A 19,261-nucleotide genomic window follows, 5' to 3' on the forward strand; every position below is an offset into this window, starting at 1 on the left:
AAAACCTTCTGCCGCCAGAACAAGGGGAAAAGCCAGCCACGTTACGTGACGGGAGGGGGCTGGTTCATGATCCGGTCGATATGGGCGGCAAGGTCCGCGCGCGTGAAGGGCTTGTGCATGACATTGGCGCTGCCTGCGGGCAGCGCGCCCGCATTGGCATAGCCGGTCAGATACAGCACACGCAGCCCGGGCCGCAGGGCCTGGAGGTGATGCACCGTCTCCAGCCCGCCCATGCCCGGCATCATCACATCCATGATCACCAGGTCGATCGGCCCCGGCCCCTGCTCCATCGCGCGCACCGCGTCGGCCCCGCTGGCATATTCCACCACCGTATGCCCCCGCGCGCGCAGGAAGCCCGCGGTCACCGCACGCACGCCCGGCTCGTCATCCACCACCATTACATGCAGCGCACGTCCCGCCGCCCCTTCTCCCGCGGCCACGGCAACCGCTGGCGTGGACGCGCCACCGGCTGCCTCCACCGGCACGGGCAGGCACAGATCGACACGCGTGCCCTCGCCCGGCCGGCTCAGGACCTGCACCTCACCGCCCACATGCCGGATGAATCCGTAGATCATGGACAGGCCCAGCCCGGTGCCATGACCCACGTCCTTGGTGGTGAAAAACGGTTCGAACACGCGCGCGAGCGTCTCGGGCGACATGCCGACACCCTGGTCGGTGACCGACACCATCACGTAGTCACCGGGCACGAGATTGGTGCCCGCAATGATTTCCCTGACCCGCTTGAGGCTGGTGGAAACCCGGATCAGGCCACCTTCCGGCATGGCATCCACCGCGTTGATGCACAGATTGAGCACCGCGAGTTCCAGTTGCCCCGCATCGGTGCACACGGCCGGCAGCGTGCCATCGGACGTTGCTGTGTCCACCACGATGGCACATGGCGCGCCGCCCTTGCCCTGGCGCGAGACCACGGTCTGCGCCAGCAGGTCCTTCATGCCGTGCAGCAGGGCGTTCACATCCACCGGCTCCAGGCTAAGGTCCCGCGGGCGGCTGAAGTTCAGCAGCCTGCGCGTAAGCGAGGCCCCCCGCCGGGCGGCGGCGGAAGCATTGTCCAGCAACCGCGCCACCGGGCCGCTTTCTTCCCTCCCCATGTCGCGCACCAGTTCGAGCGAGCCGAGCACGGCGGTCAGCAGATTGTTGAAATCATGCGCGATGCCGCCGGCCAGCGTGCCCAGCGCCTGCATCTTTTCCGCCTGGCGCAGGCGGGCCGCCATTTCCTGCTGGCGGGTGATGTCGCGGTTGATCACGACCGAGCAGGCCGAGCCATCGCCCAGCGCGCCCAGCACCACGCGGGTGATCTCGCGCCACCGCCCCTGCACGCCGCCGCGGACATGGACGGGCATCTCCAGCGTTTCCTCATCCCGCCCCTCGGCCTGCAGGCGGGCCTGGGCTGCGCGGATCACGGGCAGCAGGTCGACATCGCACAGTTCCTCCTCCGTCCGGCCCAGGCAGGATGCGATGTCACGGCCATAGAAATCCGCCGCCTGCCGGTTGATGCGGATGAAGCGGCCCTGCGCGTCCTTGAAGCCAAGGCCCGAGCGCAGGTTGTCCAGCAGGCCGTGCAGCAGCATGCGCTCGGTGCGCAGTTCACGTTCCAGCCGGTGGTAGTCGGCCGCCTGCACGATCATGGCGCGCAGGGCGTCGGGGTCCCATGGCTTGTGGGAATAGAACGAGATCCGCCCCTGGTTGAGTGCGGCCGCCACCGCGCCGATATCGGCATAGCCGGTCAGCAGGATGGCCTGCGCGTCGCTGTGCGCCCGCGCACGGGCCAGCATCACGTCGCCCCCCATCTCGGGCATGCGCTGGTCGGACACGATCACGTCCACATCGTTGCGGGTGGACAGGATTTCCAGCGCTTCGGTGGGGGATGTGGTGGACAGGACGGTAAAGGTGTCTTCCAGCAGGTCGGTCAGGGCAACAAGGATCTCGGCCTCGTCATCCACCAGCAGCACGACGGGGCGCGACTGTGTCGCGGGGTCTGTATTCATCACGCGGCAAACTCCCTGCGCGGCGGTCTGTGGCATGCTCAGCGCATGGACCCCGATGGCGGTGGCGCGGGCTGGCCTTCGGCCCCCGCCCCGGCATGCCAGGGTACGGAAATGGTAAAGCGGGCACCGCCACCGGGCGCGTTGCCCACCTGCAGGCTGCCGTGGTGCGCCTGCACCACGCTGTAGGCAATGGCCAGCCCCAGCCCGGTGCCCGCCCCTACGGGCTTGGTGGTAAAGAACGGTTCGAATATGCGCTCCTGCACATCCGGCGCAATGCCGGGGCCACTGTCGGTTATGACAAACACGTAGGTATCCTGCCCGCCCGCGTCATGTGACAGGAATGTGTGGATACCGATCTCCCCTTCAGCAATCCCGCCACGCCCAGACATATCATCTGGCTGGGTCGCCAGAATTGCATCAGCCGCATTGCTGATAATATTCATGATGACCTGATTGAGCAGCGCCGCCTGGCAGTACAGCCGGTCCGGCGCCTCGTACTGCCGCCGGACCACAATGCCGCTGCCCAGCTTCTGCGTCAGCAGCGCCATGACCGTCTCCAGCGCCTCGGGCACGTCGATCAGCTGGAACAGCCCTTCATCCAGTCGCGAGAATTTGCGCAGGTTGAGCACAAGGTTCTGGATGCGCCGCAGCCCCATGTTCATCGAACCCACCCGGTCGCGGCACTTGGTCAGGTCCGCCTCGCGCGCCGCATGGCCTTCATCGGTGCAGCCGGCTTCCAGTTCCAGCACGCGCGCAAGGCCGCGCGCCACCGTGTCCTTGTGCGCCAGGATGAAGGCGAGCGGGTTGTTGATCTCATGCGCGATGCCCGCCACCAGTTCGCCCAGCGAGGCCATCTTGGCCGTCTGCACCAGCTTGCCCTGGGTTTCGATCAGCTTGCGGTTGGCATCGGCCAGTTCACGATTGGCCTGTTCCAGCGCTTCGGCCAGCGATGCTTTGGAGGCAATGGCCGCAGCCTCGGCGCGCGCGCTCTTGACCGCGATCTCACGTGCCTGACGCTCGACCTCGATGCGGCGCACGTCATCCTGCAGAAGCTTGCGCCGCACCAGCACCCGGATGCGCAGCGCCAGCGCCGCGGGCCCCACATCGCGGGAGACGAGATCATCGATCCCCGCCTCGAACATCCGTGCCGAGAACCCGCGCGCATCGGGCCGTGGCCCGCCATCAACCCCCAGCAGGCGCAGCGGCACGTTGCCCGACAGCAGATCCGCCTGCCGCCATTCATCCAGCACGCGACAGACCTCCAGCCCGTCGAATTCCCGGCAGGCAAGGTCGATCACCACACAGTCGGGCACATGTTCGGGGTCGTGCAGCAGCGTGGGATCAAGCCGGGCCGGATCGGGGCACAGGGTGACGATATGCCCGTCGCGCCGCAGCTGCCCGATCAGTTCCGGTACCGCCTGCAGATGGGGGGAGGCCGGGGCGATGACCATGATGCGCGCCCGGCGGAACATGTGCTCGGCCACGGGAGATGGTGCATGCGCCGCGTGCTCGCGCAGCAGCGCCCGGATGCGGAAGACGATCAGCGCCGGATCGGAGGATTTGGGGATATAGGCATCCGCCCCGCTCTCCAGCCCCTCGCGCTCCAGTCCCGGCTCGATCCCCTCGGTCAGGATCAGCACCGGGATCGTGCGCGTGACCGCATTCATGCGCAGCTGGCGGGCAAGCTGGCCGCCATTCATGCCCGGCAGGTGGTAGTCGGCAATCACCAGTCCGGGCAGGCGCGCATCCAGCGTGTCAAGCGCTTCCTCGCCACTGGCCACGCGGTGGACGTGAAAGCCGTGGCCTTCCAGCATGCGGCGGATACGCAGGGCCTGCGTGTCGGAATCCTCGACCAGCAGCAGGGTGTCGGGATTGTCCTCTTGCTCAGCAGGCGGCATCGGGCAGGCTCATGGGTCGGATGGTCCTTCGGTGGGGATCGGGCTGCCAGCCATGATCCGGAGAATATGCGGCGCGATCTCATGCACCGGCAGGCTGATGCACGCCGCTCCCGCCCGTTCGGCCGCCCCCGGCATGCCATGGATGACGGCGGTGCTGCGGTCCTCGACGATCGTGTAGCCGCCATGCGCACGGATGCGGCCCAGACCCTGGACCCCGTCCTCGCCCATGCCGGTCAGCAGCACGCCCAGCCCGTCAGCGCCAAAGACCCCTGCCACCGAGGAAAACAGCACATCCGCCGAAGGCCGCTGCCCCTGCACGGGTGGCCCGTCATGCAGCACGATCTCGCCACGCGTGCCGACCGTCATGTGCTGGTTGCCCGGCGCGACCAGCACACGGCCGCGCTCCAGCGCCATGCCGTGCCGCGCCAGCATGACCGGCAGTGCGACCTGCTGGTCCAGCCACTGGGCAAACCCTTCCATGAAGGACGCCCCCATGTGCTGGACCAGCACCACCGGCAGCCCGAAATCGGCCGGCAGGTCGCCCAGCACGCGGGCAAAGGCGGTGGGACCGCCGGTGGAGGCCGCAAGGGCAAGGATGCGCGGGTGAATGGAAAGCGGGCGTGTCCACATGCCCTTGTGGCGGAAGGGCTCGGCCTCCATCAGGCGGCGGCGGATGACGGGCACCTGGCTCATGATGTAAAGCTGGGTGGCGATGCCCTGCGCCACGGCAGCCCCGGCGGTGCCCGACAGGCCCTGCGGCTTTTCCAGCACAGCCAGCGCGCCCGAGCGCAGGGCGTTCATGGAGACATGGGTGGCCTGCCCGCCCAGCGTGTCGCTCACGATCACGATGGGGGTGGGAAAATGCGCCATGATCTGGCGCGTGGCCTCAAGCCCGTCCATGCCGGGCAGGCAGATGTCCATGGAAATCACATCGGGCCGCAGGCGGGGGACAAGGCGCAGCGCCTCCTCCGCCGTTTCCACCGCCTCCAGCAGTTCAAGACGCGGATCACCCGCCACCACGCGCATGAGCAGATGCCGCAGGACGGCGGAATCCTCCACGATCAGCACACGGCGCGGGGGCTGCGGGGTAGCAGCCGGGCTGCTCATAACAGGCCCCTTATGGTGTCGATCAGTTCACCCTGGTCGAATTTCTGCTTGGTCAGGTAGGCGCGCGCACCGCCGTCCATGCCACGGCGCACGTCCTCCCCGTCATCGCGCGATGTCATGAGCACCACGGGAATGTCGGCCAGATGCGGGTCGGCCCGCATGGCGGCCAGCAGGGCAAGACCATCCATGCGCGGCATTTCGACATCGGTCACGACCACATCCACATGCCGCGAGGACTGCTGTAGCAGCGCCAGCGCTTCCTCCCCATCCACCGCCAGACACACATCATAACCATGGGACTGCAGGATCGTTTTCTGCAATGTCCGGGTCGTGATCGAATCATCGACCACCATCACCAGCGGCGCATGGCGCTGGGCGGCCACGGGGGCCGGGCCCTCGCCATCGCTGAAGCGTATGCCGCCACCCGCCCCACGCAGGCGCCAGCGCGCGAACAGCCGGTCGGGGCTCATGATGAAGACCGGCTGGTCCTCACGCGGCCAGGCAATGCCGGGCACCAGTTCACTGTCCAGCCCCACCGCCGTGGCGTCGGATACCAGCAGCGTGCGGACATCCAGCATGCGCTCCACCGCAAAACCGCAGCGCACGCCGCCCACTTCCATCACCGCGACACTGACCGCGCCATCACGCACGGGCAATGGCGCGTCCTCATCCCCTACGAAGGCCCGCAGGGGCACGAGCGGCACCAGTTCCTCCTCCTGTTCCTGCGTCGGCGCGGGCATGCGGTGCGCGCCATCGGGCGGGTGGGGCACCACGGCAAAGGGCATGTTGTTGAGCAGTCGGATCTCCTCACGCCGCACCCGCAGCAGGTGACGGATCACGCGGCCGGGCAGGCCGATGGTCTGGCCCGCGTTTTCCACCAGCAGCACGGTGCGCTGGCGCTGGGAGACGGGCACGGTCAGGGTCACGGTGGTGCCTGCTGGCTGGCGCTGTTCCATGCGCACGGTGCCGTGCAGCGCGCGCGCGGCTTCGGCCACCACCGACAGGCCAACCCCCCGCCCGGCCAGGGTATCGGCCTGCCCGCGCGTGGAAAAGCCCGGCTCGAACACGCGTGCAAGCAGTTGCCGGGCATCAAGCGGCGCATCGGCATGGACCAGCCCCTGCCCCGCCGCCCTTGCGGCAATGGCGCGCAGGTCCGGCCCGCGTCCGTCATCACTGACCGCGACCTGCAGCCGCACGCCGTTCAGGGTAACGGCGATGGTGATGTTCATATGTTCGGGCTTGCCCGCCTTCAGCCGCTGGGCCCGGGTTTCATGCCCATGCACGATGGCGTTGCGCACCAGGTGCAGCACCGGGTCGCGCAGGGCCTGCATCACGCGCCGCTCGGTCTGGACTTCCATGCCGTGCATATGCACGTCCACCCCCGCATCCGGCCCGCCATGCTCCCGCGCGATGCTGCGCGCCATGCCGGCAAGGGAGCCGAACACGCTGCCCGCGGGGACAAGGGTCACGGCATGCACTTCCTCCCCCAGCCGCAGCAGCGCGCGGTCGATCTGGCCCGCCATGAGTTCACGCTCCCGCCCCACCGCCATGAGCCTGCGGGTCATGCGCGCGAATTCGGCCACCGGGTCGGCGCGCATGCGCTCGGGCGCGTGCATGACGGCGCGCGATTCCGTCAGCAGGTCCATGACCTGCGCCCACAGCCGTTCCTGCCGGTCCGCCACCGACATGAGATCATGCACCGTCGTGGCCAGCGCATCGAGCCGGGCCACCGGCACCTGCACATAGGCCGGGTTTTCGGTTGGTGCGGCGGGGGTTTCGGGCGTCTCTCCCGCTGTCGGCGGGGTGGCCATAAGCAGGTCGATCTCGTCCAGCGTATCGGTTATGGCGCCAAGGTCGGCATCCTGCGGGGCGGCATGGGCCGCCAGCAGGGCGGACAGGCGGTTTTCCAGCGCATGGGCCACCCCTTCGACCACCGGAAGTTCCACCGCGCGCGCCGCCCCCTTGAGAGAGTGGACGCGGCGGAAGATTTCCGCCAGCCCCTGCGCGTCCGGACAGCCCCGGGCCACGATGGCGCGGATGGCACGCAGGTGGTCACGGTATTCCGCGTCAAATACCGCCAGAAGTTCTTCGCGCAGGTTCTCCACAATACCGCCGTCAGGTCCGGTAGCGCGCGGAGATGGTCAGCAGCTGCTTGGACAGCTTGCCCAGGTTGCTGGCCGAGACCTCGAGATTGCGGGTGCCCGCCGATGTCTGCTGGCTGGCCTGGCGGATGCTCTGCAACGCGGTCATGACCTGTTCGATGCCGATCTGCTGCTGGTTGGTGGACGCCACGATCTGCTGGAAGGCGTGCACCCCTTCCTCGATCCCGCCGGTCATGCGCTCGATGGTGCGGTAGGCGATGTCGGTGCGTTCCTTACCCGCCGAGACACGCTTGACCGCTTCCTCCGTCAGCATGACCGAGGTGTTGATGCCGCGCTGGATGTCACCCAGTATGGCGCGTACGTTCTGGGTCGCATCGCGCGACTGGTCGGCCAGGATCTTCATCTCGGCCGCCACCACGGCGAAGGACCGTCCATGTTCGCCCGCCGCCGCTGCCTCGATCGCGGCATTGAGTGCGAGCAGGTGCGAACGCTCCGACAGATCGTTGACGGAGGCGATGATTTCACTGATTGCCTCCGTCCGTTCGGACAGGGCCACGATGTTCGATGCCACGGCTTCCGCCCCGTCATGGGTATGGGCCATGGCGCGGGCGGTTTCCTCCACCGCTTCCAGCCCGCTTGCCGAACTGTGGACGATCACCTCCGCCGAGGAAATGACTTCACGCGCGCGCTTGCTGATCTGGGCGCCGGAATGGGTGATCTCGTCCACCGTGGCCGCCGTTTCCTGGACTGCGGCGAACTGTTCCTCAACACTTGCGGCCTGCTGCTGGGTGGAAGCGCGGATTTCGGCCACGGCGGCGTCAAGGTTCTGGGTGACCTCCCCGCTCTGGCGCGCGATCTCGCGCAGGCCGTCGATCATGCGGTTCAGGCCGGCGGCCAGGCGGGCGACCTCGTCACGTTCCTCGCCCATGCCGCCCACCTTGGCACGGGTGGCAAGGTCACCCTGCCCCACGCGCTCCATCACATGCATGATGGAGGAGATCGGCTCCATGATCGACCGCCGGGTCCAGAAGGTCACGATCAGCGCGACCACCACGGCCACCATCATACCGATGGCAAGCGAGCGGCGGCTGTAGTCATAGGATGCGGCGCCCTGCGTTTCGGCCACCTGCACGCCATGGTCCAGCAGCGAGGCCGCGCGCCCTACCAGCAGGTCGATCGACTGCTCGCGGCTGTCGATGCGTGACGCCTGCTCACGCACACTGGGGTCGTTGCCCGCGCGTATGGCCTGGAACAGCATGCCGGCGCCGTGCGTGTCCATCTGGAACTGGCCCGAAATCTCACGCAGCTGGCTGGCAACGGTATTGAACATCTCGCGCTGGTCATCGCTGCGGGCAAGGCGGCCGCCTTCCTCCGCGCGCGACAGCACGCCCGCCAGCAGGCCATCGGCCTCGCGCGCCTTTTCATTCCAGCTGGCAATGGCATCTTCCAGCACGGCGGGGGCGGTCTCGAAATCATGCGCGTAGTAATGCGCGAGGATGGCGAGGCGGCGGGCCACCAGATCGTTCTCGTTCGCGCGGATATGCGTCAGTTCACGGTAAACCGACAGGTCGCGGGTCACGATGATGTTCATCTCGTCACGCACCTCACGGATCTGGCCCAGCGCGTAGATGCCCAGCGACACCAGCAGCAGGACACCGACCATGAAACCGAACAGCAGGCGATTGGCGATTGTCACGGGACTTCACACTCCGACATAACGGGAAGAGAACAGGCGGGCAGGATCAATCACGCTCAGGCGACGGCCATCGGGCAGGCTGGCCTGCGGAAAGCCCGAGGGCGTGAGCGGCGTGGGGGTGCCGGTAATCTCCACCGTGCCCGCGGCCGATGTGGCAAGCAGCGCGATCCGTCCGAGCGGGATGCTGGAAACCGAACGCAGCAGCAGCATGACACCGGGCCGTTCCAGCCGTGCGCCACCCAGCAGCACCGACAGGTCGAACACGGTATACAGATCCCCCTGGTAGCCATGCACGCCCTGCACGCCGGGCGGGCAGTCGGGCCTGCGGGGCATGTCGTTCCAGACCGGGTCGGTCACACGCAGCACGGCATGCAGGTCCACCCCGCAGGGCTGGTCCGCCACATCCACCATGATCAGCGGGCGACAGGGCGCGATATGCGCGCCGGGCCGGTCACGGGCCGCCAGGGCGCGCGCGCGCTCATGCAGCACGCGCCGGGCAAAGGCGTCGTTCCCGCTGTCGCGCGCCACCGGCCCGCCCCCCGTCACGACCCGTCTCCCGTCATGACGAGACCCGGGCATGCTCGCCAGGCAGGGCTTCATCCATGTGTCGTGCCAGGCGCAGCAGGCCGCCGGCCGTCAGGCCATCCCCATCGGGCAGCGCCGCGCCGGGCGGACAGCGCCGGGCCAGCGCCACCATCTGCTGGCGGGTCCGCCGCGCCTCGGCGCAGGCGCCTGCATCTTCCAGCAGGCGGGCCAGGTAGCAGCGCGCCATGATGTGGTCCCGGCACAGGTAAATGACACGGCGAAACGATTCCTCGGCCTGCAGGAGACTGCCTTCCCCCCATGCCAGCACCGCGAACAGGAAGTGGATGCGCGCATCGACCGGATGGCTGGCAAGATGGTCACGGCACATCTGCATGGCCCGCGGCACGTGGCCATCATCCGCCATGCGGCGTATCGCGGTGGCAACGGCGGCACTGTCGGCGCCCGCCATGGGCACGTTCGCGCGCGGGGAGTGGCGCCGGGGCGGCATGGCCCGCGCCGCGACGGGCGCCACCGGTCCCTTCCCCGCCATGCCGGCGCGGAAGGCCAGCGTGCCGGGCAGGCGCACGGTCTCGAGCCATGGCGAAAAATCGGTAACCGGCTCCGAATGCCCCAGCAGCAGCCAGCCCCGTGGGGCAAGACGCCCTGCAATGGCGCGGACGAGGGCGGTGGCCTGTGCCTGCGCGAAATAGATCAGCACATTGCGGCACAGGACCAGGTCGAACGGCCCGGCGGGGCCGCCATCGGGCTGCAGCAGGTCAAGGATGTTGCTGTAGCGGAAGCTGACCATGCGGCGGTAACGCTCATGCAGCCGCCACACGCGGGGGCTCACCGCAGTAAACCATGCCGCCCGCCGGGCCGGGTCGATATCGCGCAGGGTCCATGCACTGAATTCGGCAAGACGGGCCTGTTCGATGGCGCGGGTGCTGATATCGGTGCCCAGTATCTCGATATGCCACTCCCGCGGGTTCATGCCCGCCTTTTCCAGCAGGCGCGCAAGCAGGATGGCGATGGAATAGGGTTCCGCGCCGTTGGAGCAGCCTATGCTCCAGACACGCAGGTGGCGCGTGGTGGCCGCCGCGCGGATCAGTCCGGGCACGATGGTATGCTCCAGCGCCGCAAACTGCTCAGCATACCGGAAGAAAAAGGTCTCCCCTATGGTAATGGCGGATTCCAGTTCCCGCCATTCCGCGTCCCCCATTCCCTTATCCGCCAGCACGGCCAGATAGTCATGGCAGGTCCGGCACCCGTGCAGGCGCATGCGCGCGCCCACCATTTCCTCCAGCAGGTCGGTCTTGTCCGTGTAGTAATGCAGGCCGGTGCGCCGGGTCACGGCGGCAAGCAGCTTGCGCAACCCCGCGGGCGGAAAGGCGGATGGCGTGGTCATGCCCCATCCCCGCCCGCATCGGCATCGGCATCGGCCGTGTCGTCCCCGCCAGCCCACAGGGCCGCGCGCATGCGGGCCCGGGCCATCAGGCTGTCCAGCCGCACCTGCTCCCCATCGTTGAGGATATCTGTCATGCGCAGCATGAAGGCAATGCTTCCATCCCCGAGTTCAAGTTCCTGCCGTGCACCCTCTGCCCCCCCCGGCGCGCCGTCAACCACCGTGCGCATGCCGCCTTCGGGCCGGACCACGTCAAGTGCCGCATCCACCACCAGCCCCACGCTGCCGCCGCCGGGCAGGTTGCACAGCAGCAGCGGTCGGTACAGCAGGTCGACCGGCTGGCGCACCGCCTGCGCACGCGCGCCCAGCAGCACCCCCATGTCCAGCACCCCCACCATGGTGCCCCCCAGCTTCAGGCAGCCTGTTATATGTGGCATTTCCACCGCCAGCGGCAACAGGTCCGGCACGGGCATGCATTCACGCACGACCAGCCCTGCGGGCAGGCCATACAGCCGCATGCCGACACGGAAGATGACGAGAGGCGACAGCGCCCCGCGCGCCTGCACCGGTGCAGACGCTGATCGGTGTCCCGTATCCGGTCGTGGCGTGGCGTGATCCGTTGGCATGGCGCAACCTGCTGTTTGTCGTATCCACAAGGCAGAAGTTTGCATTTAATACAAGCCATCGCTACCTCGGTCTGGAATGCGTTTCCTACAATCCGGGGAAGTGCCCCATGGCCGGAGTCTTGTTTTGATGGACAGTCCCTTTTCCAACCACGCGCAGGACCGCGCAGCATCCCCCGATGGCACGCGCACGGGCGGGCTGAACATGCCGCGCATTCTGCGTGTGGCGGTGTGGGCCGTGTTCTATTTCCTGTTCTATCTGGTGCAGCAGGTCTCCGAACTGCTGGCGCCGCTCATGCTGGTACTGGGCATAGGCTGGAGCGCGCTGCCCCGGCTCATCGGCATTGCCGACGGCGTCGCCGGCAGCGACCCGCAGACGCGGGACATGATCGCCCATATCGCGCATTCCATTCCCGACCATGTGGAACTGGGCTCGCACCTGCTGACCCCATCCTCGCTGGTGTTTGACGGGCTGCTGCTCATGGCCGCCGCCGCCCTGTGCGCCACCCTGTCCACCATTGCCGCGCGCACCATGTAAAGACTGACGGGCAAGCCGCATGTTCCGCCTGCATGATGTCAGCTACACCCATGGTGGCAGCCGCACGGGGAGAGGCGCGCTCTCGCATGTCAGCCTGGATGTGGCGCAAGGCGAATTCCGCTGGCTGCTCGGGCCGTCGGGGGCAGGCAAGTCGTCCCTGCTGTCCATCCTGTCACTTGAGGTACAGGCCACATCGGGCATGGTGGAGATACTGGGCGTGCCGGTCATGCACGCCCGGCGCGCGGCCCTTGCACGCCTGCGCCGGCGGATCGGGGCGGTGCGGCAGGATTTCCGCCTGCTGCCCGACCTGAACGTGTTCGACAACGTGGCCCTGCCGCTGCGCCTGCAGCACCGGGCCGAGGCGGAAATCCGTCACGAGGTCCACGCCATCATGAAATGGGTGGGGCTGGAGACCCGGCTGGACGCGCTGCCGCCGCAGCTTTCGGGGGGGGAGCAGCAGCGCGTGGCGATTGCCCGCGCGGTGATCTACCGCCCGTCCCTGCTGGTGGCTGACGAACCGACAAACGCACTGGATGAACGACAGGCCGCGCGCCTGATCACCATGTTCCACCGGCTGGCGGAACTGGGCACCACCATTGTGGTCGCAACGCATAATGACGCCATTGTCCGCAAATACCCTGCACCGGCCATTGAACTGGCGCATGGCCACATGGTGCGGGATTACAACGGCTAATGGCACGACGGCGCTATCATGACGGGCTGGCCCTGCGCCAGGCCCTGCCGGGGCAGTTCCTGCCGTTCCTTGTCGCGGCCATGGCGTTCCTGGCGGCGCTGGCGCTGGCCGGCGGCATCGCGGCCCACGGCCTGTCGCAGCGCTGGACCCATGGCGCGGGCGCGGTCACGACCGTGCAGGTACCTGGTCCCGATGACCCGGCCAGCGCGGATGGCACGGCCACAGCCGCCCTGCCCACGCGCATCGCGGCGGTGCAGGCCGTCATAGACGCGACACCGGGGATTGCGGCCGCCCACCGGCTGAATGAGGGCGAACTGCGCGACCTGCTGGCGCCATGGATCGAACAGACCGGCGACCCCGTCCTGCCGCTGCCTGCCGTGATCGAGGTCCGCACCCGGCCGGGATACCCCCTGCCCCCTGATCTCGCGGCGCGCCTGCAGGCCCGTGCGCCAGGGGTCATGGTGGAACATGACAGCATATGGAGCGACCGGCTGGCGGCGCTGGCGGCCAGCCTTCAGGCCTGCGCGCTGCTTGCCGTGCTGATCGTGATGACGGTGGCCGTGGGGGTGGTGATGGCAGCCACCCGCGCCGGACTGCAGACACGGCGGCAGGCCATCGCCCTCATCCACTCGCTGGGGGCGACCGACAGCTATATTTCGGAACGGTTCGCCACCCGCGTGGGACTGCTGGCACTGGGCGGGGGGCTGGGTGGCAGCGTGCTGGCCCTGCCCATGCTGGTGGCCATGTCGTGGCTTGCCGCCCCCTTCAACGCAGCGGGAGAAACATCCATCCCCCCCGCCATGGACTGGCACGACCCGCGGGCCTGGATCGGCCTGCTGCCCCATGCACTGCCATGGATGCTGCTGGCCCTGCCGCCGGTGGCGGCCCTGACCGGCTGGGCCACCACGCAGCTGACCGTGCGGGCATGGCTGCGCCGCCTGCCATGATACGCCCCCCCGCACCGGGCGCCACGCGCGCCGCCCAACCGCGCCGTGGCCTGCTGGCCGGGTGCCTGGCCGCCGCAGTAGTGGCATGGGCGGCGGGGCTGGCGTGGTTTGTCCATGATGCCATGCGTCCACCCGTTCTGCCCCTGCGTGCCGATGGCATCGTCGCGCTGACCGGCGGGCAGGGGCGTATCGAGGAATCCCTGCGCCTGCTGGCACAGGGCCGTGCCGGCCGGCTGCTCATTTCGGGTGTGGACCCGCATGCCACACGCGGTGACTTCCTGCGCCACCTGCCCCAGCCGGTCCCGCTTGACATATGGACGCACACGGCACTGGGCCACCGCGCCACGTCCACACTGGGCAATGCGGACGAGACGGCGGCATGGGTGCATGAATACGGGCTGCACAGCCTGATCGTGGTCACGGCGGGCTATCACATCCGCCGTGCCATGCTGGAGATCTCGCGCACGGTGCCCGGTGTGCGACTGTATGGCTACCCCATACGCTCGCCCGCCCTGTTGCACCCGTTCCATCCCGCCACGATGCGGCTGATGGTGGTGGAATACGACAAATGGCTGCTCGCCTGCCTGAATGTGGTGCGGCTGACGCGTCCGCTCCATGGGCTGGTCAACCGCAGCGACACCCGCCCCGACATGCCCGACAGCATGGGATGACGCGGGCATTGCCGCTTGTCGCAACCCGGCTTTTCTGGTGTTAGGAAAAAACCATGCCCACTGATGGACCTGTTTCATGACCGTACTGCGCGCGCTGATGTTCAACCTGTATTTCCTGCTGCTGACCATCGTGATGGGTGTGCTGGCCTTTCCCATCAGGCTGCTCGCCCCGCGCCTTGCGCTGGGCTACGCCAAGCTCTGGACGGGACTGACGCTGCGCGGGCTGCGCCATATCTGCAACATCACCATACAGGTCACCGGGCGCGAGCATCTGCCACAGGGGCCGTGCCTGCTGGCCTGCCAGCATCAGTCCATGTTCGATACGCTGGTGTGGATGAACCTGGTTCCCCTGCCCGCCTATGTCATGAAACGCGAGCTGGAGCGCATCCCGCTGGTTGGCCCCATGCTGCGGCTGAGCGGCATGATACCGGTGGACCGGGATGGCAAGGCAAAAGCCCTGCGCACCCTGCTGGCCGCAACGGACGACGCGGTGGCCAAAGGCCGCCAGATCATCATCTTTCCCGAAGGCACCCGCACGCCGCCCGGCGCACCGGTCCGGCTGCAGCCCGGCATTGCCGCCCTGTCCACCCATACCGGCATGCCGGTCATTCCGGTTGCGACCGATGCGGGACTGCACTGGGGGCGCAATGCCCTGATCAAGCAGCCGGGCACCATTCATATCGTCATAGGTCAGCCCCTGCCGCCGGGCCTGCGCCGGGCACAGCTCCTGCCTGCCATCGGCGCGGCGTGGCGGACGCTGTGCACGGATAACGGGCTGCCGGTTCCCCCCGCCGGGACAACCACCGCCTCCGCCAGCTGACCCGCACCACCCCATCCGGGCGGGCGGCCTTTTGCTCTACGCCCTTCGTGCACGCCAGCGACTGCCGCGATACGGGCTGCCTGCAGGCAAACTGATACCCCGCATGATGACGCCGGAATGGAATACCGGCATGACATGCGCCATGTCAGGCCGGCATCACCCCACGGTCAGGCCGTGAAGGAGACGAAACAGGCGGGATGCAGGGCCATCTCTAGTCCGGGGTGGGGGGTGGCTGCCCCTGCCCCACGCGGGCCTGCAGTGCCGCCACCTGCTGGCGCAGGTCCATGATTTCGTGCAACAGGTCTTCAACCGTACGGTCGCCTGCCTGCTCCACAGCGTATAGCGACGTGAAGAGTGACATGGCCTGACGCACCACGGCGGCGTTTTCCTGCCCCAGGCTTTCCAGCCCGTCAGGCACTCCGGCGGTTGCAGGACGGTCCATGAAGGCCGTCATCATGCGTTCAAGATAATCAGAAACCTCACCCTGCCTCCTGTCACCATAACAGCGGATGAGCTGGCGCAGGAAGGCGACGGGCAGCATGGCCCGACCGCGCGTTTCCTCTTCCAGCATCACCTGCGCCAGCACGCCACGGGTTATGTCATCGCCCGTGCGGGCATCCAAGATGACGAAGGCACGGTCCTGCTTGACCATGTCCATGAGGTTTTCAAGCGTAATATACGCCGAAACCTCGGTATCGTACAGCCGCCGGTTTGCATATTTCTTGATTATGACGGGGGCAGAAGAGACCGACAAATGCCTTCCTTTCGCATGGATCAGGGGCCTGTCGCCCCGATACGCCATGGTGCAGATTTCATGAACGCGGCATGAGAACACACTGCCACATCATTAGGGCAAAATATTTGCCCCGACCATGTGCCCGATCAATCAATCCTGCATTTTCACGTCATCGATGATGCCCGCTCCCACCCGTGGCCCGGCGCTCTGCCAGGGTGCTCCAGCCACGACCATTGCGCCCCCCCCCGGCGCATCGGCACGCGCCGCGCCACACGCGGCCACGGCGCATTATGCGCATGCCGGGACATCATGACATATCATATCAGAAACTGTCCTTTTCCCGACGCAGGCGGGCCAGGGTCGCCACATCCTCCGCACGCAGGAACGGGTTTGTCGCACGTTCCAGCCCAAGTGTTACCGGCACGGTCGGCCGTCCCTCGTGGCGCAGGGCGTCCACCTGCGCCGCACGGGCGCGCAGCGCCGCGTTATCGGGGTCGACATGCAGGGCGAAGCGCGCATTGGACTGCGTGTATTCATGCCCGCAGCAGACAAGCGTGTCATCCGGGAGTGCCCCAATGCGCTGCAGGGAGCCGTACATGTCGGCGGGCGTACCCTCGAACAGCCGCCCACAGCCCATGCTGAACAGCGTATCGCCACAGAACAGGGCGGGGCCGGCGGGGAAGTAGTAGGAAATCTCCCCCGATGTATGTCCCGGTGTTGCCATGACACGGGCTTCGGCCTGCCCCAGACGCACGATGTCCCCATCGCGCACCGCCATATCCAGCGTGGGCAACCGGCGGGCATCGGCCGCCGCCCCCACGATCTTCGCGCCATAGCGCGCGCGCAGCGCCGCCGCCGCCGCAATATGGTCGGCATGGTGATGGGTCAGCAGGATCAGGTCCAGCCTGCCGCCTGCCGCATCGATGGCCGCGACAGGCGGGGCTTCCTCCGCGGGGTCGACAATGCCTGTCGCCCCGGTCGCCCCGTCGCGCACGAACCAGGCATAGTTGTCCGCCAGAATGGGAATCGCCCGGATGAAAATAGCGTCTGCCATGACTGTTCTCCCTGTCTGTGCCGGTTGCCACGGGCTGGCCACCATACGTGATGGCCGGGGCCACGGGGTGTGCTAGTGTGTACCAATGCAAGCCAACATGCACACCGCCGCGCGTTTTTATGAAAGCCATCGGGGCCGCGTGGCGGCACGCCTGCTGGGCCAGCGCATGACCGCCTTCTGGCCCGGCATGCCGCACGGCCATACGCTGGGGCTTGGCTACGCACTGCCCTTCCTGCCACTGTGGGACCGCGACGACGCGCCATGCATGTCCGCGCGGCTGGATACACATGTCACGCGCGACGCACCGCCATGGCAGGGGCGCGACTGCATCACGGATGGCAGGCACCTGCCGTTCGAGGACCTGAAATTCGACCGTATCCTGCTTATCCACGCGCTGGAGGTAAGCGAGGACAAGAATGCCCTGCTGCGGCAGGTGTGGAAGATACTCAGGGATGACGGGCGCCTGCTGCTGGTCGTGCCCAACCGGGCGGGGCTGTGGGCACATACCGACAACTCCCCTTTCGGGCAGGGGACACCGTTCTCGCGCCGCCAGATCGGCCGCTGGCTGGCCGATGCCTGCTTCCGCGCCGAACGGTATGAGGATGCGCTCTATATCCCCCCCGTCGGCCCCTGCCCCGCAACATCGCCCGGCATGGTGGAATGGACGGGGCGCAACCTGTTCCCCCGCCTGGGGGGTGTGTGCATGATCGAGGCGGTAAAGGACATCTATGCCGGTGTGCCCACCCGCCCCGCGGTCGTGGTGCCCGGCGGGCTGCGGCTGGGGGCGGCACGCGTCTTCTCGCGCAGCGTCACGCAGCGGCGGCCGCCCACGGATGCGCAGAATACTTGACCAATTTTACTGAAATCTTCATGAAGAGTGTCCCATGTCACTGATTCAATCCCTCAGGCTCGTCATCGCGCCGCCACACCCGGCCGCGCGTCCCTTCCTTCTCGGTTCGGGCGCCGTGGCCGTTATCGGTCGCCTGCTGCCCTTCAGGGCGACAAGGCTGCTGGGTACCGCCAGCGGGCTGTTCTTCGGTTTCTGCCTGTACTTCTTCCGTGACCCCGAACGCGTCACGCCGGCGGAACCGAACCTGGCCGTGGCACCGGCCGACGGGCATGTCGTCTCGATCGAGAAGGTCGCTCCCCCTCCGGAACTGGATATGGGGGATGCACCGGTATGGCGCGTCGCCACCTTCCTGTCCGTACTGGACGTGCATGTGAACCGCATGCCGGTGGCCGGCACGGTCACGCGCATTGCCTACCATGCGGGCCAGTTCCTCAATGCCAGCCTGGACAAGGCATCGGAACTGAACGAGCGCAACGCGCTGCGCGTGACCCTGCGTGACGGGCGTCAGGTCGCGGTGGTGCAAATCGCGGGCCTGATCGCGCGCCGCATCCTGTGCGATGCGGAAGAAGGCATGCAGTATGAAACGGGCGAACGCTTCGGCCTGATCCGCTTTGGCTCCCGCACCGACCTGTACCTGCCCGCCGATGTCACCCCGCTGGTTGAAGTTGGCCAGACCATGATCGGCGGCGAAACCGTGATGGCGCGGCTCTAGACCTCCATGGCGCTTCCCCCCCCTGACCGACCGGCACGCCGGATCCGGCGGCTGAAAAAACGCCAGCGCCCCCGCGTGCGCGGCCTGTCCTTCAACCGCATGGTCCCCAATCTCATGACCATGCTTGGCCTGTGCGCGGGGCTGACCGGCATGCGCTTCGGGCTGGAAGGGCGTTTTGGCAGCGCGGCCACGGCGCTGCTCATCGCTGCGTGCATTGACGGGCTGGACGGGCGCATTGCCCGCCTGCTGCGCGGCACCAGCCGCTTCGGGGCGGAGTTCGACAGCCTGTCGGACTTCCTGTGCTTTGGCGTGGCACCCGCCTTTGTCCTGTACCTGTGGGCCCTGCATGAAGGCGGGCGGTTCGGCTACATTCCCTGCATCATGTTCACGGTGTGCATGGCGCTGCGGCTGGCGCGCTTCAACGCCAGCCTGGATGATGATGCCGACAAGCCGAAGTACGCCAGCAACTTCTTTACCGGCGTGCCCGCCCCCGCCGGTGCGGGGCTGGCGCTGTTCCCGCTGTTCCTGGGACTGGAAGCACAGCGGCTGCATCTGGACTGGCTGTACGAACTGACGCGGGACCCGCTCCTGCCTGCCCTGACACTCAGCGGTACGGCATTCCTTCTGGTCTCCACGCTACCGGTCTGGTCATTCAAGAATTTCAAGGTACCGTCTCCCCTTATCCTGCCCACCATGCTGGGCACCGGGGCCTGTGCCGCGGTACTGGTGGCCGAGCCATGGGGCGCGCTGGCGGCGGCAGGCGTGCTGTATATCCTGCTGCTGCCCATGAGCCGCCGCAGCTTTCACCGCCTGCGCCGCGAAGCCGACGCGCTGCAGGAAAGTGACGATACGCCCGCCCACCCGTCCTGATCCCGTCTTG

General features: G+C 67.4%; 18 protein-coding genes. 8 read left to right on the plus strand and 10 right to left on the minus strand.

All coding sequences use genetic code 11. From position 1 onward, the window contains the following. Positions 1-41: 41 nt before the first annotated feature. From LDL32_RS06450 to LDL32_RS06485, 8 genes are read right to left on the minus strand one after another with little or no spacing between them, the layout of a single operon-like run. Positions 42-2,006: a response regulator gene (locus LDL32_RS06450; protein WP_233068743.1), complete on the minus strand. Its 1,965-nt coding sequence runs from the start codon at positions 2,004-2,006 to the stop codon at positions 42-44. Between the two features lie 38 nt (positions 2,007-2,044). Continuing rightward, a complete protein-coding gene (locus tag LDL32_RS06455; RefSeq protein ID WP_233065316.1) occupies positions 2,045-3,904 on the minus strand; it encodes an ATP-binding protein in 1,860 nt (619 codons plus the stop codon). Between the two features lie 9 nt (positions 3,905-3,913). Beyond that, the gene (gene cheB, locus LDL32_RS06460) at positions 3,914-5,011 is read right to left on the minus strand and encodes a chemotaxis-specific protein-glutamate methyltransferase CheB (RefSeq protein WP_233065318.1); all 1,098 of its coding nucleotides are present in this window, start codon (positions 5,009-5,011) and stop codon (positions 3,914-3,916) included. Then, complete coding sequence (locus LDL32_RS06465) at positions 5,008-7,116, minus strand: response regulator (RefSeq protein WP_233065320.1); 2,109 nt, start codon at positions 7,114-7,116, stop codon at positions 5,008-5,010. Before LDL32_RS06465 ends, cheB begins: the two co-directional genes overlap by 4 nt. A gap of 10 nt (positions 7,117-7,126) precedes the next feature. Beyond that, positions 7,127-8,809 (minus strand): methyl-accepting chemotaxis protein, encoded by a 1,683-nt coding sequence (locus tag LDL32_RS06470; protein WP_233065322.1) that lies wholly within the window; start codon positions 8,807-8,809, stop codon positions 7,127-7,129. A 6-nt stretch (positions 8,810-8,815) separates the two neighbouring features. Next, positions 8,816-9,388, minus strand: a complete 573-nt coding sequence (locus LDL32_RS06475) for a chemotaxis protein CheW (RefSeq protein ID WP_233065324.1) — start codon at positions 9,386-9,388, stop codon at positions 8,816-8,818. Beyond that, positions 9,369-10,739, minus strand: a complete 1,371-nt coding sequence (locus LDL32_RS06480) for a protein-glutamate O-methyltransferase CheR (RefSeq protein ID WP_233065326.1) — start codon at positions 10,737-10,739, stop codon at positions 9,369-9,371. The genes LDL32_RS06475 and LDL32_RS06480 overlap by 20 nt, the downstream gene beginning before the upstream one ends. Continuing rightward, complete coding sequence (locus tag LDL32_RS06485; protein ID WP_233065327.1) at positions 10,736-11,362, minus strand: chemotaxis protein CheW; 627 nt, start codon at positions 11,360-11,362, stop codon at positions 10,736-10,738. The genes LDL32_RS06480 and LDL32_RS06485 overlap by 4 nt, the downstream gene beginning before the upstream one ends. Positions 11,363-11,489: 127 nt before the next feature. Here LDL32_RS06485 and LDL32_RS06490 point away from each other — a divergent pair, with 127 nt between their 5' ends. The 5 genes from LDL32_RS06490 to LDL32_RS06510 all read left to right on the plus strand — a co-directional run bounded on the left by LDL32_RS06490 (position 11,490) and on the right by LDL32_RS06510 (position 15,029). Further along, on the plus strand, positions 11,490-11,897 hold the full coding sequence (locus LDL32_RS06490) for a hypothetical protein (protein ID WP_233065330.1): 408 nt from the start codon (positions 11,490-11,492) through the stop codon (positions 11,895-11,897). Positions 11,898-11,916: 19 nt separating this feature from the next. After that, positions 11,917-12,591 (plus strand): cell division ATP-binding protein FtsE, encoded by a 675-nt coding sequence (locus LDL32_RS06495; protein WP_233065333.1) that lies wholly within the window; start codon positions 11,917-11,919, stop codon positions 12,589-12,591. Beyond that, a complete protein-coding gene (locus LDL32_RS06500; RefSeq protein ID WP_233065336.1) occupies positions 12,591-13,538 on the plus strand; it encodes an ABC transporter permease in 948 nt (315 codons plus the stop codon). Before LDL32_RS06495 ends, LDL32_RS06500 begins: the two co-directional genes overlap by 1 nt. After that, positions 13,517-14,209 carry a YdcF family protein gene (locus tag LDL32_RS06505; RefSeq protein WP_233065339.1) on the plus strand — a complete coding sequence of 231 codons (693 nt, stop codon included), beginning with the start codon at positions 13,517-13,519 and terminating at the stop codon, positions 14,207-14,209. The genes LDL32_RS06500 and LDL32_RS06505 overlap by 22 nt, the downstream gene beginning before the upstream one ends. A 76-nt stretch (positions 14,210-14,285) precedes the next feature. Next, positions 14,286-15,029 carry a 1-acyl-sn-glycerol-3-phosphate acyltransferase gene (locus tag LDL32_RS06510; RefSeq protein WP_233065341.1) on the plus strand — a complete coding sequence of 248 codons (744 nt, stop codon included), beginning with the start codon at positions 14,286-14,288 and terminating at the stop codon, positions 15,027-15,029. Positions 15,030-15,240: 211 nt separating this feature from the next. On the opposite strand, the gene phaR is transcribed toward LDL32_RS06510, so the two are convergent. Next, a complete protein-coding gene (phaR, locus tag LDL32_RS06515) occupies positions 15,241-15,831 on the minus strand; it encodes a polyhydroxyalkanoate synthesis repressor PhaR (protein WP_233065344.1) in 591 nt (196 codons plus the stop codon). Positions 15,832-16,087: 256 nt separating this feature from the next. Further along, a complete protein-coding gene (gene gloB / locus LDL32_RS06520; RefSeq protein WP_233065346.1) occupies positions 16,088-16,819 on the minus strand; it encodes a hydroxyacylglutathione hydrolase in 732 nt (243 codons plus the stop codon). 85 nt (positions 16,820-16,904) lie between these two features. Here gloB and LDL32_RS06525 point away from each other — a divergent pair, with 85 nt between their 5' ends. The 3 genes from LDL32_RS06525 to LDL32_RS06535 are packed head-to-tail and all read left to right on the plus strand — an operon-like array spanning position 16,905 to position 19,251. Then, complete coding sequence (locus tag LDL32_RS06525; protein WP_233065348.1) at positions 16,905-17,669, plus strand: bifunctional 2-polyprenyl-6-hydroxyphenol methylase/3-demethylubiquinol 3-O-methyltransferase UbiG; 765 nt, start codon at positions 16,905-16,907, stop codon at positions 17,667-17,669. Between the two features lie 34 nt (positions 17,670-17,703). Next, positions 17,704-18,381 carry a phosphatidylserine decarboxylase gene (locus LDL32_RS06530; protein ID WP_233065350.1) on the plus strand — a complete coding sequence of 226 codons (678 nt, stop codon included), beginning with the start codon at positions 17,704-17,706 and terminating at the stop codon, positions 18,379-18,381. A gap of 6 nt (positions 18,382-18,387) precedes the next feature. Then, the gene (locus LDL32_RS06535; RefSeq protein ID WP_233065351.1) at positions 18,388-19,251 is read left to right on the plus strand and encodes a phosphatidylcholine/phosphatidylserine synthase; all 864 of its coding nucleotides are present in this window, start codon (positions 18,388-18,390) and stop codon (positions 19,249-19,251) included. Positions 19,252-19,261 lie beyond the last annotated feature (10 nt).

This window comes from Komagataeibacter sp. FNDCF1, assembly GCF_021295335.1.
In the GTDB taxonomy this organism is placed as follows: Bacteria; Pseudomonadota; Alphaproteobacteria; order Acetobacterales; family Acetobacteraceae; genus Komagataeibacter.

What these genes read in the sequence shown, in the direction of transcription:
- LDL32_RS06510 (WP_233065341.1), top strand. Translation starts at nt 14,286, where the DNA reads ATGACCGTACTGCGCGCGCTGATGTTCAACCTGTATTTCCTGCTGCTG.
- cheB (WP_233065318.1), bottom strand. Translation starts at nt 5,011, where the DNA reads ATGAGCAGCCCGGCTGCTACCCCGCAGCCCCCGCGCCGTGTGCTGATC.
- LDL32_RS06495 (WP_233065333.1), top strand. Translation starts at nt 11,917, where the DNA reads ATGTTCCGCCTGCATGATGTCAGCTACACCCATGGTGGCAGCCGCACG.
- LDL32_RS06535 (WP_233065351.1), top strand. Translation starts at nt 18,388, where the DNA reads ATGGCGCTTCCCCCCCCTGACCGACCGGCACGCCGGATCCGGCGGCTG.
- phaR (WP_233065344.1), bottom strand. Translation starts at nt 15,831, where the DNA reads ATGGCGTATCGGGGCGACAGGCCCCTGATCCATGCGAAAGGAAGGCAT.
- gloB (WP_233065346.1), bottom strand. Translation starts at nt 16,819, where the DNA reads ATGGCAGACGCTATTTTCATCCGGGCGATTCCCATTCTGGCGGACAAC.
- LDL32_RS06530 (WP_233065350.1), top strand. Translation starts at nt 17,704, where the DNA reads ATGTCACTGATTCAATCCCTCAGGCTCGTCATCGCGCCGCCACACCCG.
- LDL32_RS06525 (WP_233065348.1), top strand. Translation starts at nt 16,905, where the DNA reads ATGCAAGCCAACATGCACACCGCCGCGCGTTTTTATGAAAGCCATCGG.
- LDL32_RS06485 (WP_233065327.1), bottom strand. Translation starts at nt 11,362, where the DNA reads ATGCCAACGGATCACGCCACGCCACGACCGGATACGGGACACCGATCA.
- LDL32_RS06450 (WP_233068743.1), bottom strand. Translation starts at nt 2,006, where the DNA reads ATGAATACAGACCCCGCGACACAGTCGCGCCCCGTCGTGCTGCTGGTG.
- LDL32_RS06455 (WP_233065316.1), bottom strand. Translation starts at nt 3,904, where the DNA reads ATGCCGCCTGCTGAGCAAGAGGACAATCCCGACACCCTGCTGCTGGTC.
- LDL32_RS06475 (WP_233065324.1), bottom strand. Translation starts at nt 9,388, where the DNA reads ATGCCCGGGTCTCGTCATGACGGGAGACGGGTCGTGACGGGGGGCGGG.
- LDL32_RS06500 (WP_233065336.1), top strand. Translation starts at nt 12,591, where the DNA reads ATGGCACGACGGCGCTATCATGACGGGCTGGCCCTGCGCCAGGCCCTG.
- LDL32_RS06490 (WP_233065330.1), top strand. Translation starts at nt 11,490, where the DNA reads ATGGACAGTCCCTTTTCCAACCACGCGCAGGACCGCGCAGCATCCCCC.
- LDL32_RS06480 (WP_233065326.1), bottom strand. Translation starts at nt 10,739, where the DNA reads ATGACCACGCCATCCGCCTTTCCGCCCGCGGGGTTGCGCAAGCTGCTT.
- LDL32_RS06505 (WP_233065339.1), top strand. Translation starts at nt 13,517, where the DNA reads ATGGCTGCGCCGCCTGCCATGATACGCCCCCCCGCACCGGGCGCCACG.